This window comes from Microcella alkalica (assembly GCF_014595885.1).
Lineage (GTDB): Bacteria > Actinomycetota > Actinomycetes > Actinomycetales > Microbacteriaceae > Microcella > Microcella alkaliphila_B.
The window spans coordinates 492,218-506,726 of sequence record NZ_JABUKC010000001.1 but is presented as its reverse complement, the minus strand read 5'-3'; the positions used below and the strand labels follow the sequence as shown (position 1 = coordinate 506,726).

Genomic DNA, 14,509 nt, shown 5'->3' with positions numbered 1-14,509 from the left:
ACTGAGCGTGGGCGCGCTACGCCGCGCCGTCGAACATCGAGGTGACCGACCCGTCGTCGAACACCTCGTGGATCGCGCGCGCGATGAGCGGAGCGATGGGCAGCACGGTGAGGCGATCCCAGCGCTTCTCGGGCGGGATCGGCAGCGTGTCGGTGACGACGACCTGATCGATAGCCTCCGCCTGCAGGATGTCGAAGGCCGGGTCGCTGAAGATCGCGTGGGTCGCGGCGACGACGACGCCGATCGCGCCGTTCTTCTTGAGCGCCTCGGCGGCCTTCACGATGGTGCGGCCGGTGTCGATCATGTCGTCGACGAGCAGGCACACCTTGCCCTCGACCTCGCCGACGATCTCGTGCACCGAGACCTGGTTGGGCACGAGCGGGTCGCGGCGCTTGTGGATGATCGCGAGCGGCGCGCCGAGCTTGTCGCTCCAGATGTCGGCGACGCGGACGCGGCCCATGTCGGGCGAGACGACGGCGAGGGTGGCGGGGTCGAGCTGCTCCTGGAAGTGCTTCAGCAGCACGGGCATCGCGAAGAGGTGGTCGACGGGGCCGTCGAAGAAGCCCTGGATCTGCGCGGCGTGCAGGTCGACGCTCATGATGCGGTCGGCGCCGGCGGCCTTGAACAGGTCGGCGACGAGGCGGGCCGAGATCGGCTCGCGCCCGCGGCCCTTCTTGTCCTGCCGCGAGTAGGGGTAGAAGGGCGCCACGACCGTGATGCGCTTGGCGGAGGCGCGCTTGAGGGCGTCGACCATGATGAGCTGCTCCATGAGCGCCTCGTTGATGGGTCGCGCGTGCGACTGGATCACGAAGGCGTCGCAGCCGCGCACGCTCTCGTCGAAGCGCGCGTAGATCTCGCCGTTGGCGAAGGTGCGGGCATCGGTCGGCACGACCTCGGTGTCGAGCTCGGCCGCGATCTGGTCGGCGAGCTCGGGGTACGCGCGCCCCGAGATGATGACGAGGCGCTTCTGGCCGGTGATCTTGATGCTGGCCACGAGTCCCCAGTTCTGCCGCCGCGGCGACGTTGCGTTCGGTCTGTGCAGTTGCGGCGGGGCGGGGCTAGCCGTCCGAGGCTGCGGCTGCCGCCTCGGCGGCCGCGGTTCCCGGCCGGTTCTTCTCCACCCAGCCGGCGATGTTGCGCTGCGGAGCGACGTTCACGGCCAGCTCCCCCGGCGCGACATCCTTGCGGATGACCGTGCCGGCGCCGGAGTACGCTCCGTCGCCAATCCTAACGGGGGCGACGAACACGTTGTGAGACCCGGTGCGCACGTGCGAGCCGACCTCGGTGCGGTGCTTGTTCACGCCGTCGTAGTTGGCGGTGATCGTGCCGGCGCCGATGTTCGAACCCTCGCCGACGGTCGTGTCGCCGATGTACGACAGGTGCGGCACCTTGCTGCCGGCGCCGAGGGTGGTGTTCTTCGTCTCGACGAAGGTGCCGATCTTGCCCTTCTCGCCCACGACGGTGCCGGGGCGCAGGTAGGCGAAGGGCCCGACGGATGCGCCGGCGCCGATCACGGCGAGCGTCGCGTCGGTGCGGCTGACGCGGGCGTCGGGGCCGACCTCGGTGTCGACGAGCGTCGTGTCGGGGCCGACGACGGCGCCCGCGGCGATCGTCGTGGCGCCCTTGAGCTGCGTGCCAGGCAGCACCTCCGCGTCGGCCTCGAGCGTGACGGTGCGGTCGATCCACACCGAGGCCGGGTCGCTGATGGTGACGCCGGCGAGCTGCCAGCCTCGCACGATCATGGCGTTGAGCCGCTGCGCGGCGTCGGCGAGCTGCACGCGGTCGTTGACGCCGGCGACGAGCCACGACTGGCCGGCGGGCAGCGCCGCGACGGGCATCCCGTCGCCGCGCAGCAGGCCGATGACGTCGGTGAGGTACTTCTCCTGTGCGGCGTTGTCGGTCGACACGAGCGCGAGCGAGCTGCGCAGCGGCGCGACGCTGAAGACGTACGTGCCCGAGTTGATCTCGGTGAGGGCGCGCTCCTCCTCCGAGGCGTCCTTCTGCTCGACGATGCGGTCGAGGTCGCCCTCGCTCGAGCGCACGATGCGGCCGTAGCCGGTGGCGTCGTCTAGCACGGCGCTCAGCACGGTCGCGGCCGCTGCGCGCCCGCGGTGCTCGGCGATGAGCCCGGCGAGGGTATCGGCGTCGAGCAGCGGCACGTCGCCCGAGACTACGAGCACGTCGCCGGCGAAGTCGGCGGGCAGGGCGTCCAGGGCGGCCTCGACGGCGCGACCGGTGCCCGGGATCTCGTCCTGGTCGGCGATGAGCGCGTCGGCGTCGAGCTCGGCGATCGCGGCGGCGACGAGGTCGCGCTCGTGCCGCACGACGGCGACGACGTGTGCGGGCTCGAGGGCACGCGCCGTGGCCAGCACGTGGCCGATGAGCGGCACCCCCGCGAGCCGGTGCAGCACCTTGGGGGTGCGCGACTTCATGCGGGTGCCCTGGCCGGCGGCGAGCACGATGACGGCGAGCTGCGAATCGGTCATCCCGCTATCCTCTCGCACAGCTCGCGCAGTGCTCGCAGGTCGGCCGCGACGGCGACCGCGTCCGACTCGAACGCGGCGTCGGACATCCCCTCGCGCTGGAACAGCGTGAACACGACCTCGCTGCCGCCGCCGTTCGGCAGCACGCGCATGAAGTTCTGCACGACGACGCCGTCGGGCATCGTCACGTCATGGTCGAGGATGCCCCGCTCGAGGTCGGTGCGGAACTCGACCCGCACCTCGCCGAACGGCGAGCTCGCCACCCACCCGTCGCCCTCGCGGCGGATGCCCTCGGCGAGCCCCGCCGCCCACTCGGGCAGCCGCAGCGGGTCGCGCGCGATCGCCATCACCACCGCGGGCGGACGACCGATGGACTCGCTGACGTGCCGGGCCTTGAACATGCGGGTCAGTCTGCCGGGCACCGCCGACGCGGGCGGTGGCGCAGTGCACAGCCGCGCGGGGCCCGGCCGGGCATCCGTGTCAGCACTCGACGAAGTTGACGGCCAGGCCGCCCTCGGAGGTCTCCTTGTACTTGCGCGACATGTCGTCGCCCGTCTGGCGCATGGTCGCGACGACGGTGTCGAAGCTGATGAGGTGCGTGCCGTCGCCGTGCATCGCCATGCGCGCGGCGGCGACCGCCTTGCCCGCGCCGATCGCGTTGCGCTCGATGCACGGCAGCTGCACGAGGCCCGCGACGGGGTCGCAGGTGAGACCGAGCGAGTGCTCCATGGCGATCTCGGCCGCGTTCTCGATCTGCTCGTTGCTGCCCCCGAGCAGGTGCGTGAAGCCGGCGGCGGCCATCGACGCGGCAGACCCGACCTCGCCCTGGCAGCCGGCCTCGGCGCCCGAGATGCTCGCGTTGTTCTTGATGAGGGCGCCCATGGCCCCCGCGACGAGCAGGAACTCCTCGGCCGCCGCATCCTTGTCGGTGATCGGCAGCACGTCGAGCGCGTGCCGCAGCACGGCCGGGATGATGCCCGCCGCCCCGTTCGTCGGCGCCGTGACGACGCGGCCGCCCGCGGCGTTCTCCTCGTTGACGGCGATCGCGTAGGCCTGCAGCCACTCGAGCGAGCAGTCGCGCGTGCGGGCATCGTCGATGTCGCGCAGCTGCGCGGCCATCGCGGCGGCACGGCGCGGCACCTTGAGCCCGCCGGGCAGGGTGCCGCGGGTCTCGAGCCCGGCGTCGATGCAGTCGCTCATGGCGCGCCAGATGCGGCGCAGGGCGGCGCTCGACTCGTCGGGGCTGCGCAGCGCCTCCTCGTTGGCGCGCGCGAGCTGCGCGATCGTGAGGCCGTTGGCGCGGCACAGGCGCAGGAGCTCGGCGGCGGTGTCGTGCGGGTACGGGACTCGCGGCGCCGCGTCGTGCGCGTCGCCGGCGCGCTCGGAGGCGGGCGCGCTCTCCTGCTCGACGAAGCCTCCGCCGATCGAGTAGTAGGTCTCCTCCGCGACGACCGCGCCGGCCGCGTCGCGGGCGATGAAAGTCAGGGCGTTCGGATGCCGCGGCTTGAGCTCGCGCGGCGCGAAGATCAGCCAGCCCGCGTCGATCGCGATGTCGTGGCGGCCGTCGAGCCTGAGGCGCCCCTCGGTGTCGGCGCGCTCGCGGACCGCGACGACGTCGTCGCGCACGACGTGCTCGACCTCGTGGCCGGCGAGCCCGGCGAGGACGGCGTCGGGGGTTCCGTGGCCGACACCGGTGGAGCCGAGCGAGCCGAAGAGGGTGCACTGGACGCTGTTCACCGTGGTGAGCTCGGCGTCGCTGAGCGCGCTCACGAACGCCTTCGCGGCGCGGAGGGGGCCGACCGTGTGCGAGCTCGAGGGGCCGATGCCGACGCGGAACAGGTCGTGCACCGAGATGAACTCGCGCTCGGCGAGCGGCAGGCTGACCGCGACGGGGATGCTCACGAGGGCTCCGATCGGTGGGGCCGGGTCACGGCCGAGGGGTGGAGCGACCCGCCCTGCTCGCGCTGCGCGGGTCGGCGGCGCGCGCGACACCCCTCGTGCGGGCGTCGTCGAGCCGCGACTCTATTGTGGCGCGGATCGTTCGGAGGCGCACGACCTTGCGCAGGTGCGCGTTGCGCTGGTCGTGAGCCGGTAGCGCGCGCTTGGCGGTCAGTCGGCCCAGGGATTGTGAAGCTCGACGCCCGCATCGTCGAAGTCCCGCGTGTTCCGGGTTGCGAGCGCGTGTCCGCCGGCCAAGCAGATCGCGGCGATCATCGTGTCCTCCGCGCTGACGAGCCGACCGACGCTTTCGCGTCGCGCTCGCAGCCTGCCAGCGGTGTCGGCCGCCTCGGCGTCGAACGGGAGGATGCGCTCGGCGGCACCGACGATGAGGTCGTGGACGGCGGCTGCCAGATGGTCGCGCCGCCGGCCCTCGGTCATGCGCTGCACTCCGAAACGAAGCTCGGCGACCGTGATCGAGGTGATCGCGAGGTCGGTCGCGTGCTCGGCGATCCACCGCAGCACGTTCTGGTCAGGAACGCGGCTCAGAGGTTCGGATACGACGTTGGTGTCGAGAACGATCACGACAGCTCGACCGAGCGAGCAGGCGAACGCTCGGGTAGCTCGAAGTCGCCCCGGAGAGCCTCGGTGGAGGCGACCCAGCGGGACATGAAATCGGCGCGAGGCGCGACGGAGTCCTCCAGAATCGCGCGCACTTCGGCCTCCATCGAGCGGTTGTGGGCCGCGGCTCGCTCCTTGAGTGAGCGGCGCACCGGCTCGGGCAGGTTCCGGATCGTCAAAGTAGCCATCGGACCTCCTGCTAGCAATGCTAGCAGGAGGGGTCGGTGGAGAACGAGAGCAATCGACTCCCCGTCCCGTTAGCTTCCCCGCACTCTCCTCGGAAGGTGCAGACATGAAGCCCCAGCTCGGCGTTCCCGCGATCACTCTCGCCGTCATCGCACTCCTCGCGACGGTCGGTTGCACAGCCGATCCGGGAAGCTCTCCATCTAAGTCCGTCCGGTCGACCGACGACGCTTCAGAACGCAACCTCGAGCTGCTCGCGGCGCACGCAGACGGAGTGGAGGCCGCAATCCCTGATCAACTGGCCGACCGACCTAACGAGTACGAGTCGATCGAAGTGAGCTCGTTCATCGATGACGTCCCGGCCGGCCTCGCCGCTCCCGAAGGTCGTTACTCGACACTCCAAATCGACTTCGTCTTCGCGGATCCCGTGGACTGGGAAGCACTCACCGTCGGTCTGGATCAGCAGCGTCTGATTATGGACCTGGACTGCCGTAGGGCGGTCTTCCCCGGCATGCGGGAAGCTGGCATCACCGGGCCGATGATGATCGTGTACACCTACGCCGACGGCACGACACTCGACGAAGACGGCGAACCCGTCCCGGGGTGGCAGCACGCGTGTTGGGTCCGGTGACTGCCGATGGCGACATGAAGCTCCGCCTCCAGGATTCGAACCTGGGCCTCACGGCTCCAAAGGCCGTCGTGCTGCCGTTACACCAAGGCGGATCGCGCCTCACGGGCGCGGGGCAAGTCTGCCAGACGAGCCCGAACGGCCCGCGGGCGGCGGGCGCGCGCCGAGCATCCGTCGCTGCCGGCAGGCGACTGAGTCGCGACGCGACCGACCCACATGAGGCGCCCGCGATAATGAACGCATGACCGCCCCTGCCGATGACGTCGACCGCATCGTCGACGCCTGGCAGCGCGAGCGGCCCGACCTCGACTTCTCGCCGCTGCACGTGCTCTCGCGGCTCGGACGCGTCGCCAAGCACCTCGATCGCGCGCGGAAGGCGGCGTTCGCGGCATCCGCGCTCGAGAGCTGGGAGTTCGACGTGCTCGCGGCCCTGCGCCGCGCCGGCTCCCCGTACGAGCTGAGTCCCACGTCGCTGCTGCGCCAGACCCTCGTCTCGAGCGGCACCATGACCAACCGCATCGACCGGCTCACCGCGCGCGGACTCGTCGAGCGGCGCACCGATCCCAACGACGGCCGCGGCATCCTGGTGCGGATGACCGATGCGGGCCGCGAGCGCGTCGACCACGCCATCGCCGAGCTCGTCGTCGCCGAGCGCGAGCTGCTCAGTGGCCTCAGCCGCGCCGACCAGGAGCGGCTCGCGAGCCTGCTGCGGACGCTCGGCGCCGACTTCGAGGGCACCGTCTAAATTCGGCAGCCCCGCCGAAGAGCTACCGGAACTCGGAGTCGCAAGACACCGTGTCGGCCGCGTCGGTCGTGCGGCACGCGCCGTCGACGAGCGCACGGTCGCCGACCGGCTCGTCGAGCTCGATGACGTACTCGACGAGATCGTTGCTCGGGCATTCCGCCGCGGGAGGATCACCGGGGCTCACGGTGAAGGTGATGACGAGCTCACCGTCTGTGCGGTCGATGGCGGGCTCGTTCACCGTTCCCGTCACCCCGCTGTTGCACGCCACTCGGGTCACCAGCACCGACAAGGAAGTCGTCTCGGCGTCGACGACCTGATCGGGAGCGAGCTCCCACACCGCCGGCGACGTCGCGCCGGGAAGGATGCCGCACCCGGCGAGCGCGAGAGCGACCGCTGCGATCGAGACGGCGAATCCGCGCATGATCGCCGCGCCTAGCCCACCAGCGGCAGTACGAACGACAGCACGACCGCGAACACTCCGACCGCCGTCAGGATGCCGCCGAGGGTGGTCAGCGCGCGCCCATCGTGGGCCGGCGAGTCGAGGCGGGCGCTCTCGGGGCGCGAGGGGTGCACCCAGACGGTGCGGGCATCCCCCACCGCCGGAATCGGCCCCGTGAGGGGCGAGACGGTCTCGTGCACGTCGCCCTCGTCGCCGAACCAGCGCAGCTTCGCGTCGCGCTCGTGCACAGTCGTGATGACTGCCTTCGCCGCGCGGTAATTGCGCGCCCACGAGCGGCGGGCGAGGCCGATGACGAGCAGCAGCAGTCCGCTGGGCAGCAGCAGCCACGAGACGACCTCGCCGACGATCGCGATGGCGTCGAGCGGCTCGGTCATGGGTTCATCGTAGGGCGGATGCCCGGCGCGAGCCCGCTCAGCGCGGCGCCATGCGCACCGCGCCGTCGAGCCTGATCACCTCGCCGTTGAGCATCGGGTTCTCGACGATGTGCTGCACGAGCGCCGCGTACTCCTCCGGCTTGCCGAGGCGGTGCGGGTGCAGGGTCTGCTCCTCGAGCGAGGCGAGCGCCTCCTCGGGCAGCATCTCGGCCATCGGCGTGCGGAACAGGCTCGGCGCGATCGCCATCACCCGAATGCGGTGCTCGGCCAGGTCGCGCGCGAGCGGCAGGGCGAGGCCCACGATGCCACCCTTCGACGCCGAGTAGGCGGCCTGACCGACCTGCCCGTCGAACGCGGCGACCGAGGCGGTCATGACGATGACGCCCGACTCCTCCTCCGTCTCCGTCGGCGGCGTCTCGACCATGCGCGCCGCCGCGAGGCTCACGACCGTGAACGTGCCCGTGAGGTTGATGTCGACCACCTGCCGGAACATCTCGAGCGGGAACGGCCCCTTCCGCCCCACGACGCGCGCCCCGCGCACGATGCCCGCGCACGCCACGACGACGTCGAGCCGCCCGAGCTCGCTCGCGGCATCCACGGCCGACTGCACCTGGTCGGCGTCGGTCACATCGGTCGGCACGAAGACGGCGCGGTCGCCCCACTCGTCGGCGAGCGCGGCTCCCGGTGACTGGGGCAGGTCGGCGATGACGACCGAGCTGCCCGCGGCGAGCATCCGCTCAGCCGTCGCCCGGCCGAGCCCCGAAGCGCCCCCGGTGATGAGCGCGGTGCGGCCGGTGATGTTCATGGATGCCCTCCGTCAGGCTCATCGGAGCGCCGACGGCGATGACGGCGCGGCTTCCATGCCTACCACGGGGGTGCGCCGCGTAGGGTTCTTCTGCACCCGCCGCCGTCGACTGGAGTCACGCATGAGCACCGTTCCGTTCCGCATCGGCTACAAGGCCTCGAGCGAGCAGTTCGCGCCGCGCGAGCTGCTCGACTACGGCGTGCTCGCCGAGCAGGCTGGCTTCGAGTCGGTGTTCATCAGCGACCACCTGCAGCCGTGGAAGCACACCGACGGCCACGCCCCCGCCGCGATCGCCTGGCTCGGAGCCCTCGGCGCGAAGACCGAGCGCATCGTCATGGGCACCTCGGTGCTGACGCCGACCTTCCGGCACCACCCGGCGATGGTCGCGCAGGCGTTCGGCACGCTCGGGCAGCTGTATCCGGGTCGCGTGATCCTCGGGGTCGGCACCGGCGAGTCGCTCAACGAGGCGCCGCTCGGCTTCGTCTGGCCCGACATCAAGGAGCGCTTCGCCCGCCTCAAGGAGGCCGTGCAGCTCATCGAGCGCCTCTGGGCCGAAGAGCGCGTCACCCACGAGGGCGAGCACTACCGCACCGACAACGTCACCATCTACGACCGGCCCGAGGTGCGCGTGCCGATCTACATCGGCGCCTCCGGCCCCGCGGCGACGCGCCTCGCCGGCCGCATCGCCGACGGCTACATCACGACCTCCGGCAAGCCGCGCGAGCTCTACACCGAGAACCTGCTGCCCGCCTTCCGCGAAGGCCTCGAGAAGGGCGAGCGCGAGCCGGGCACGGTCGACACCCTCATCGAGATGAAGGTGTCGTTCGACACCGACTACCAGCGCGCCCTCGAAGACACCCGCCACTGGGCCGCCCTCGCGCTCAGCGGCGAGGAGAAGATGGGCGTGGAGGATCCGCGAGAGATGGAGAAGCTCGCCGACGCCCTGCCGATCGAGCGAGCCGCCTCGCGCTGGATCGTCTCGACCGACCCCGACGAGCACGTGGAGCGCGTCATGGACTACGTGCGCATGGGCTTCCGTCACCTGGTCTTCCACGCGCCCGGCCCCGACCAGGCGCGATTCCTCGAGCTGTACGGCGCCGAGGTCATGCCGCGGCTGCGGGCCGCGGTCGCCGAGCACGACGCCGCGACGGCGGGCACCGAGGCAGCCGCGGGCGCGGAGGCCTGACGTGCCGTTCTGGCGCAAGCAGGAGTTCGGCGACCCGAACCTGCCCAAGGACGACCGCGGCAAGGGCTCGTTCGACGACTACCTGTACGACCTGATCCCGAAGAACCGCGACATCACGCTGCGGCTCGCCGACGCGACCCCGCACCAGGACGAGATCGCCGCGCTCGCCGGCGAAGACCCCGAGGCGCTCGCGACGGCGACCCCGGCGCGCACCCTCGAGCAGGAGCGGGTGGATGCTCCCATCGAGGTGCGCGTCTTCTCGGGTCGCCGCGTCTCGGGCGTCGTCGGCGTCGTGCCGCGCGGACTCGAGAGCATCTACGACGAGGCTGTGCGCCGGTTGGACGGCCGGGGCGACAAGCCGCGCATCCCCCTGGCGGTCGTGCAGACGAAGCAGGGCTGGCGCGTCGACCTGCTGATCGGCCGCACGAAGTAGCACGCCCGCCTCAGCCGAGCAGCTCGCCGAGCTCCAGCCAGCGCGTCTCGAGCTCGTCGCGCTGCGCCTCGACCTCGCGCAGCTGCTCGTGCAGCGCGCCGATGCCGACGTAGTCGCTGACGTCGTGCTCGGCGAGGCGCACGTGCAGCGCGTCGACCTCGCCCTGCAGCTTGGCGATGCGGCGCTCGACCAACGCGAGCTCCTTCTCGGCGGCGCGGCGCTCGGCACCGGCGAGCGCGGGTGCGGCGGGCGCGGCCGCGGCAGCCGCCGGGGCGCTCGAGCCCGGTGCGGGCGCGGTCGCGATGGCGGATGCCCCGCTCGCGCTCGTGACGGAGGCGACCGTCGCGCGCCCCGCATCCGCCGCCGACCCGGCCATCGCCGCGCTCAGCCGCAGGTACTCGTCGACGCCGCCCGGCAGGTGCCGCAGTCGACCGCCGAGCACCGCGAACTGCTGGTCGGTGACGCGCTCGAGCAGGTACCGGTCGTGCGAGACGACGATGAGGGTGCCGGGCCACGAGTCGAGCAGGTCCTCGATCGCGGCCAGCATGTCGGTGTCGAGGTCGTTCGTGGGCTCGTCCATGATGAGCACGTTCGGCTCGTCGAGCAGGATCAGCAGCAGCTGCAGGCGGCGCTTCTGGCCACCGCTGAGATCCTTGATCGGTGTCGAGAGCTGGGCCGAGGTGAAGCCGAGGCGCTCGAGCAGCTGGCCGGGCGTGAGCTCCTTGCCGCCGGCGACGTACGAGGTGCGCTTCGAGGCGATGACCGCCGAGACGCGCTCGTCGGCGACGGCGCTGAGGTCGGCGAGCTGCTGGTCGAGCGTCGCCACGACGACGGTCTTGCCGCGCTTGACCCGCCCGGCGGTCGGCTCGAGCGAGCCGTCGATGAGCTTCAGCAGCGTCGACTTGCCGGCGCCGTTGACGCCGAGGATGCCCGTGCGCTCCCCCGGCGCGACGCGCCACTCGACGTCGTGCAGCACGACGCGGTCGCCGTACGACACCGAGACGTCGAGCAGGTCGATGACGTCCTTGCCGAGGCGCGAGGTCGCCATCTGCGTCAGCTCGACAGTGTCGCGCAGCGGCGGCACGTCGGCGATGAGCGCATTCGCCGCCTCGATGCGGAACTTCGGCTTCGACGTGCGCGCCGGAGCCCCGCGGCGCAGCCACGCGAGCTCCTTCTTCATGAGGTTCTGGCGCTTGGCCTCCATGGTCGCGGCCTGGCGATCGCGCTCCATGCGCTGCAGCACGTAGGCCGCATACCCGCCCTCGAAGGGCTCGACGATGCGGTCGTGCACCTCCCACGTGTCGAGGCTCACCTCGTCGAGGAACCACCGGTCGTGCGTGACGACCAGCAGGGCGCCCTGCCCCGCGGGCCAGCGGCGCTTGAGGTGCTCTGCGAGCCAGGCGACACCGCCGATGTCGAGGTGGTTGGTGGGCTCGTCGAGCACGACGATGTCCCACTCGCGGCTCAGCAGCGCGGCGAGCGCGACACGGCGCCGCTGGCCGCCGCTGAGGTCGTCGACGAGCGTGTCGCCGGGGATGTCCGCGATGAGCCCCGCGAGCACGTCGCGAACGTTGCGGTCGCCCGCCCATTCGTGCTCGGGCCGGTCGCCCACCACCGTCTGCAGCACCGTGCGGCCCGTCGCGAGCTCGTCGGCCTGGTCGAGCATCCCGAGTGTCACCCCGCGGCGGCGCGTGACGCGTCCGCCGTCGGGCTCCTGCTTGCCGGCGAGGATGCGCAGAAGCGTCGACTTGCCGTCGCCGTTGCGGCCGACGACGCCGATGCGGTCGCCCTCGCCGATGCCGACCGTCACCCCGTCGAGCACGACGCGGGTGGGGTATTCGACGCGGAGCTGCTCGGCTCCCAGCAGGTGGGCCATCCTTCGAGCCTACGGCGCGGCGGATGCCCGGCCCGACGGTCGGCGGCGCCAGCGCGACCCGGCAGAATGGGAGCCATGTCTGCTGCCGACGGCACCGCCGCGCCCGCCCCGCTCGACGACGAGAGCGCCACGAGCCTCGACAACCCGAGCGTGCGGGCGCGCATCCGTCGCGTGCTGCCGTACACGCTGCTGCTCGCGGCCGGCATCATCCTGCTCGACCAGGGCTCGAAGTTCTGGGCCGAGGCGACGCTCGAGCCCGGCGTCGGCGTGCCGGTGCTGGGCGAGCTCATCCAGTGGCGCCTGGTCTACAACCCGGGCGCGGCCTTCGGCATCGGGGGCGACTACACCTGGATCCTCACGGTGGTCGCCGCGCTCGCGGTCGTCGGGCTCGCGGTGTTCGTGACGCGACTGTCGAGCATCCGCTGGGCGATCGCGGCGGGAGCGCTGTTCGGCGGCGCCATCAGCCACCTCGGTGACCGGCTCTTCCGCGAGCCCGGCTTCGCGAAGGGCGAGATCGTCGACTTCATCGACTACGCGGGATTCTTCATCGGCAACGTCGCCGACATCGCCCTCGTGCTCGGCGCGATCGGCATCGTCGTGCTGAGCCTCGCCGGGGTCAGCCCGCGACGACCCGAGCCCCGTGAACTGGGCCCGTCGCCCGAATGACCTGATGGCCGCCGGCGCTGAGCTCGACCTGCAGCTCGAGCGCCGCGTCGGCGTCGGCGACGAGGAAGGCCACGGTCGGGCCGGAGCCTGAGACGAGGCTCGCCAGGGCACCCGCCCGCTCGCCTGCCTCGAGGGTGCGGGCGAGCTCGGGGGCCAGGTGCAGCGCGGGAGCCTGCAGGTCGTTGTGCAGGTACTCGGCCAGCTGATGCGGGTCACCGGCGCGCAGGGCCTGCAGCACCTCGACGTCGACCGTCGGCTGGATGGGCGCCGGGGCGATGTCGTGCACGTGACGCTCGCGGTGGCGGTCGAGCTCGGCGTAGACGTCGGGCGTCGACAGGCCGAGGTCGGCGAGCACGAGCACCCAGTGGAAGGTGCCCTGCGCGAGCGCCGGCGACAACTGGTCGCCGCGGCCCGTGCCGACGGCGGTGCCGCCCATGAGCGCGAACGGCACGTCGGCCCCCAGCTCGGCGGCGAGCGAGTGCAGCTCGTCGCGGCCGAGGCCCGTGCCCCACAGGTGATCGCAGGCGAGCAGCGTCGCGGCCGCGTCGGCCGAGCCGCCGCCCATGCCGCCCGCGATGGGCACGTGCTTCTCGATCTCGAGGGCGACGCCGCCGCGGTAGTCGGCGACGCGGGCCAGCAGGCGGGCGGCGCGGATGGCGAGGTTCGAGCCGTCGGTCGCGAGGCCGCTGCAGTCGATCGGGCCCGAGAACCGCACCGAGAAGTCATCGGCGGGGCGCGCGTGCACCTCTTCGTAGAGCGAGATCGCCTGGTAGGCGGTCGCGACCTCGTGGTACCCGTCGTCGAGCAGCGCACCGACCTTCATGAAGACATTGATCTTGCCGGGCGCCCGCACGTGCACGACGCGGGAGGCTCCGGTTGCGACCATGCCTCCACACTAGGGGAGCGTGACCGGGGCCTCGCTCGCTCCCTGCACGGGCGGTCGCGGGCTCGACGACTACCCTGGGCAGGCTATGCAGTGCTCGTACTTCGACGCCGGACTGTGCCACTCGTGCACGCTCATGGGCGTGCCGTACGCCGAGCAGCTGGCGACGAAGGAGGCGACGGCGCGCACGCTGCTCGCCGCGCACGACTCCGCCGTCTGGCTGCCGGCCGTCGCGAGCGCCGAATCCGGTTTCCGCGCGAAGGCGAAGATGGTCGTCGGCGGCTCGAGCGCAGCCCCCACCCTGGGCATCCTCGACGGGCAGGGACGGGGCGTCGACCTGCGGCGCTGCGGCATCGTCGCGCCGGGCATCCGCGCCGCCTTCGACGCGCTCGCCGAGGCGATCACGGCGTCGGGGCTCGAGCCCTACGACGTTCCGGCCCGGCGGGGCGAGCTCAAGAACGTCATCGTGACCGAGTCGGCCGACGGCGAGCTCATGGTGCGGTTCGTCGTGCGATCGCGCGCGTCGGTCGCGGCGGTGGCCTCGATCGTGTCGGCCCTGCAGGAGGCGCTGCCGCAGGTCGCCGTCGTCACCGCGAACCTGCTGCCCGAGCACAAGGCCGTCGTCGAGGGCGCCGAGGAGGTCGTGCTGACGTCGCGGTCCACGCTGCCGATGCGGGTCGGCGACGTGACGCTGCAGGTGCGGCCGCAGAGCTTCGTGCAGACCAACACCGCGATCGCGGGGGCGCTCTACCGGCAGGGTCGGGCGTGGATCGACGCCGTCGCCCCCTCGACCGTCTGGGATCTGTACTGCGGCGTCGGCGGGTTCGCGCTGCACGCCGCCGCGCCGGGTCGACGCGTGCTCGGCATCGAGGTGTCGCCGGACGCGGTCGAGAGCGCGCGCACCGCCGCCGGCGCGCTCGGGATGCCCGACGTGGCCTTCGAGGTCGGCGATGCGACGACCGCGGTGCGGGTCGCGGGCGCCGCGCCCGAGCTGCTCGTCGTGAACCCGCCGCGCCGCGGCCTCGGAGCCGACCTCGCCGACTGGATCGAGCGGTCGCGCATCCCGACCGTCGTCTACTCGAGCTGCAACGCAGCGTCGCTCGCCCGCGACCTCGAGGGCATGCCGTCGTACCGGGTCACTCAGGCGCGACTGTTCGACATGTTCCCGCAGTCGACGCACTCCGAGGTGATGGTGCTGCTCGAGCGGGCGCCCGCAGCCTGAGCGGGA

17 protein-coding genes and 1 tRNA gene are annotated in these 14,509 nt (G+C 72.0%); 6 read left to right on the top strand and 12 right to left on the bottom strand.

What is annotated here, in order from left to right; all coding sequences use genetic code 11:
- Nucleotides 1-16: 16 nt before the first annotated feature.
- From ID804_RS02485 to ID804_RS02460, 6 genes are all read right to left on the bottom strand, one after another.
- Complete coding sequence (locus ID804_RS02485; RefSeq protein ID WP_169077365.1) at nucleotides 17-994, bottom strand: ribose-phosphate diphosphokinase; 978 nt, start codon at nucleotides 992-994, stop codon at nucleotides 17-19.
- A 64-nt stretch (nucleotides 995-1,058) separates the two neighbouring features.
- Entirely contained in the window at nucleotides 1,059-2,486 is a 1,428-nt protein-coding gene (gene glmU / locus ID804_RS02480) for a bifunctional UDP-N-acetylglucosamine diphosphorylase/glucosamine-1-phosphate N-acetyltransferase GlmU (RefSeq protein WP_169077364.1), read from the bottom strand.
- Nucleotides 2,483-2,884 (bottom strand): SRPBCC family protein, encoded by a 402-nt coding sequence (locus tag ID804_RS02475; RefSeq protein WP_169077363.1) that lies wholly within the window; start codon nucleotides 2,882-2,884, stop codon nucleotides 2,483-2,485. The genes glmU and ID804_RS02475 overlap by 4 nt, the downstream gene beginning before the upstream one ends.
- Before the next feature lie 79 nt (nucleotides 2,885-2,963).
- Nucleotides 2,964-4,385, bottom strand: coding sequence for an L-serine ammonia-lyase (locus ID804_RS02470; RefSeq protein WP_317451139.1), 1,422 nt, complete (start codon nucleotides 4,383-4,385; stop codon nucleotides 2,964-2,966).
- Between the two features lie 207 nt (nucleotides 4,386-4,592).
- The gene (locus ID804_RS02465) at nucleotides 4,593-5,006 is read right to left on the bottom strand and encodes a type II toxin-antitoxin system VapC family toxin (RefSeq protein WP_169077362.1); all 414 of its coding nucleotides are present in this window, start codon (nucleotides 5,004-5,006) and stop codon (nucleotides 4,593-4,595) included.
- A complete protein-coding gene (locus ID804_RS02460; protein WP_211160886.1) occupies nucleotides 5,003-5,221 on the bottom strand; it encodes a FitA-like ribbon-helix-helix domain-containing protein in 219 nt (72 codons plus the stop codon). Before ID804_RS02460 ends, ID804_RS02465 begins: the two co-directional genes overlap by 4 nt.
- 113 nt (nucleotides 5,222-5,334) lie before the next feature.
- On the opposite strand from ID804_RS02460, the gene ID804_RS02455 reads away from it, so the two are divergent.
- Nucleotides 5,335-5,856, top strand: a complete 522-nt coding sequence (locus tag ID804_RS02455) for a hypothetical protein (protein ID WP_169077360.1) — start codon at nucleotides 5,335-5,337, stop codon at nucleotides 5,854-5,856.
- Between the two features lie 20 nt (nucleotides 5,857-5,876).
- Here the strand turns inward: ID804_RS02455 and ID804_RS02450 are convergent.
- Nucleotides 5,877-5,948, bottom strand: a tRNA-Gln gene (locus ID804_RS02450).
- Between the two features lie 146 nt (nucleotides 5,949-6,094).
- On the opposite strand from ID804_RS02450, the gene ID804_RS02445 reads away from it, so the two are divergent.
- On the top strand, nucleotides 6,095-6,598 hold the full coding sequence (locus tag ID804_RS02445) for a MarR family winged helix-turn-helix transcriptional regulator (RefSeq protein WP_169077359.1): 504 nt from the start codon (nucleotides 6,095-6,097) through the stop codon (nucleotides 6,596-6,598).
- 22 nt (nucleotides 6,599-6,620) lie between these two features.
- Here the strand turns inward: ID804_RS02445 and ID804_RS02440 are convergent, their stop codons facing one another.
- From ID804_RS02440 to ID804_RS02430, 3 genes are read right to left on the bottom strand one after another with little or no spacing between them, the layout of a single operon-like run.
- Complete coding sequence (locus tag ID804_RS02440) at nucleotides 6,621-7,019, bottom strand: hypothetical protein (protein ID WP_169077358.1); 399 nt, start codon at nucleotides 7,017-7,019, stop codon at nucleotides 6,621-6,623.
- A gap of 11 nt (nucleotides 7,020-7,030) precedes the next feature.
- The gene (locus tag ID804_RS02435) at nucleotides 7,031-7,432 is read right to left on the bottom strand and encodes a hypothetical protein (protein ID WP_169077357.1); all 402 of its coding nucleotides are present in this window, start codon (nucleotides 7,430-7,432) and stop codon (nucleotides 7,031-7,033) included.
- A gap of 37 nt (nucleotides 7,433-7,469) precedes the next feature.
- Entirely contained in the window at nucleotides 7,470-8,237 is a 768-nt protein-coding gene (locus tag ID804_RS02430; RefSeq protein WP_169077356.1) for an SDR family NAD(P)-dependent oxidoreductase, read from the bottom strand.
- A 121-nt stretch (nucleotides 8,238-8,358) separates the two neighbouring features.
- Here ID804_RS02430 and fgd point away from each other — a divergent pair, with 121 nt between their 5' ends.
- Nucleotides 8,359-9,423, top strand: a complete 1,065-nt coding sequence (gene fgd, locus ID804_RS02425; protein ID WP_169077355.1) for a glucose-6-phosphate dehydrogenase (coenzyme-F420) — start codon at nucleotides 8,359-8,361, stop codon at nucleotides 9,421-9,423.
- Nucleotide 9,424: 1 nt separating this feature from the next.
- A complete protein-coding gene (locus ID804_RS02420) occupies nucleotides 9,425-9,856 on the top strand; it encodes a hypothetical protein (RefSeq protein WP_169077354.1) in 432 nt (143 codons plus the stop codon).
- A 10-nt stretch (nucleotides 9,857-9,866) separates the two neighbouring features.
- Here ID804_RS02420 and ID804_RS02415 read toward each other — a convergent pair whose 3' ends face one another.
- The gene (locus ID804_RS02415; protein WP_169077353.1) at nucleotides 9,867-11,732 is read right to left on the bottom strand and encodes an ABC-F family ATP-binding cassette domain-containing protein; all 1,866 of its coding nucleotides are present in this window, start codon (nucleotides 11,730-11,732) and stop codon (nucleotides 9,867-9,869) included.
- 75 nt (nucleotides 11,733-11,807) lie between these two features.
- On the opposite strand from ID804_RS02415, the gene ID804_RS02410 reads away from it, so the two are divergent.
- Nucleotides 11,808-12,398, top strand: a complete 591-nt coding sequence (locus tag ID804_RS02410; RefSeq protein WP_169077352.1) for a signal peptidase II — start codon at nucleotides 11,808-11,810, stop codon at nucleotides 12,396-12,398.
- On the opposite strand, the gene ID804_RS02405 is transcribed toward ID804_RS02410, so the two are convergent.
- Nucleotides 12,349-13,284 (bottom strand): 4-(cytidine 5'-diphospho)-2-C-methyl-D-erythritol kinase, encoded by a 936-nt coding sequence (locus ID804_RS02405; protein ID WP_169077351.1) that lies wholly within the window; start codon nucleotides 13,282-13,284, stop codon nucleotides 12,349-12,351. The genes ID804_RS02410 and ID804_RS02405 overlap by 50 nt on opposite strands.
- An 85-nt stretch (nucleotides 13,285-13,369) precedes the next feature.
- Here ID804_RS02405 and rlmC point away from each other — a divergent pair, with 85 nt between their 5' ends.
- Nucleotides 13,370-14,503, top strand: coding sequence for a 23S rRNA (uracil(747)-C(5))-methyltransferase RlmC (gene rlmC, locus ID804_RS02400; protein WP_169077772.1), 1,134 nt, complete (start codon nucleotides 13,370-13,372; stop codon nucleotides 14,501-14,503).
- Nucleotides 14,504-14,509 lie beyond the last annotated feature (6 nt).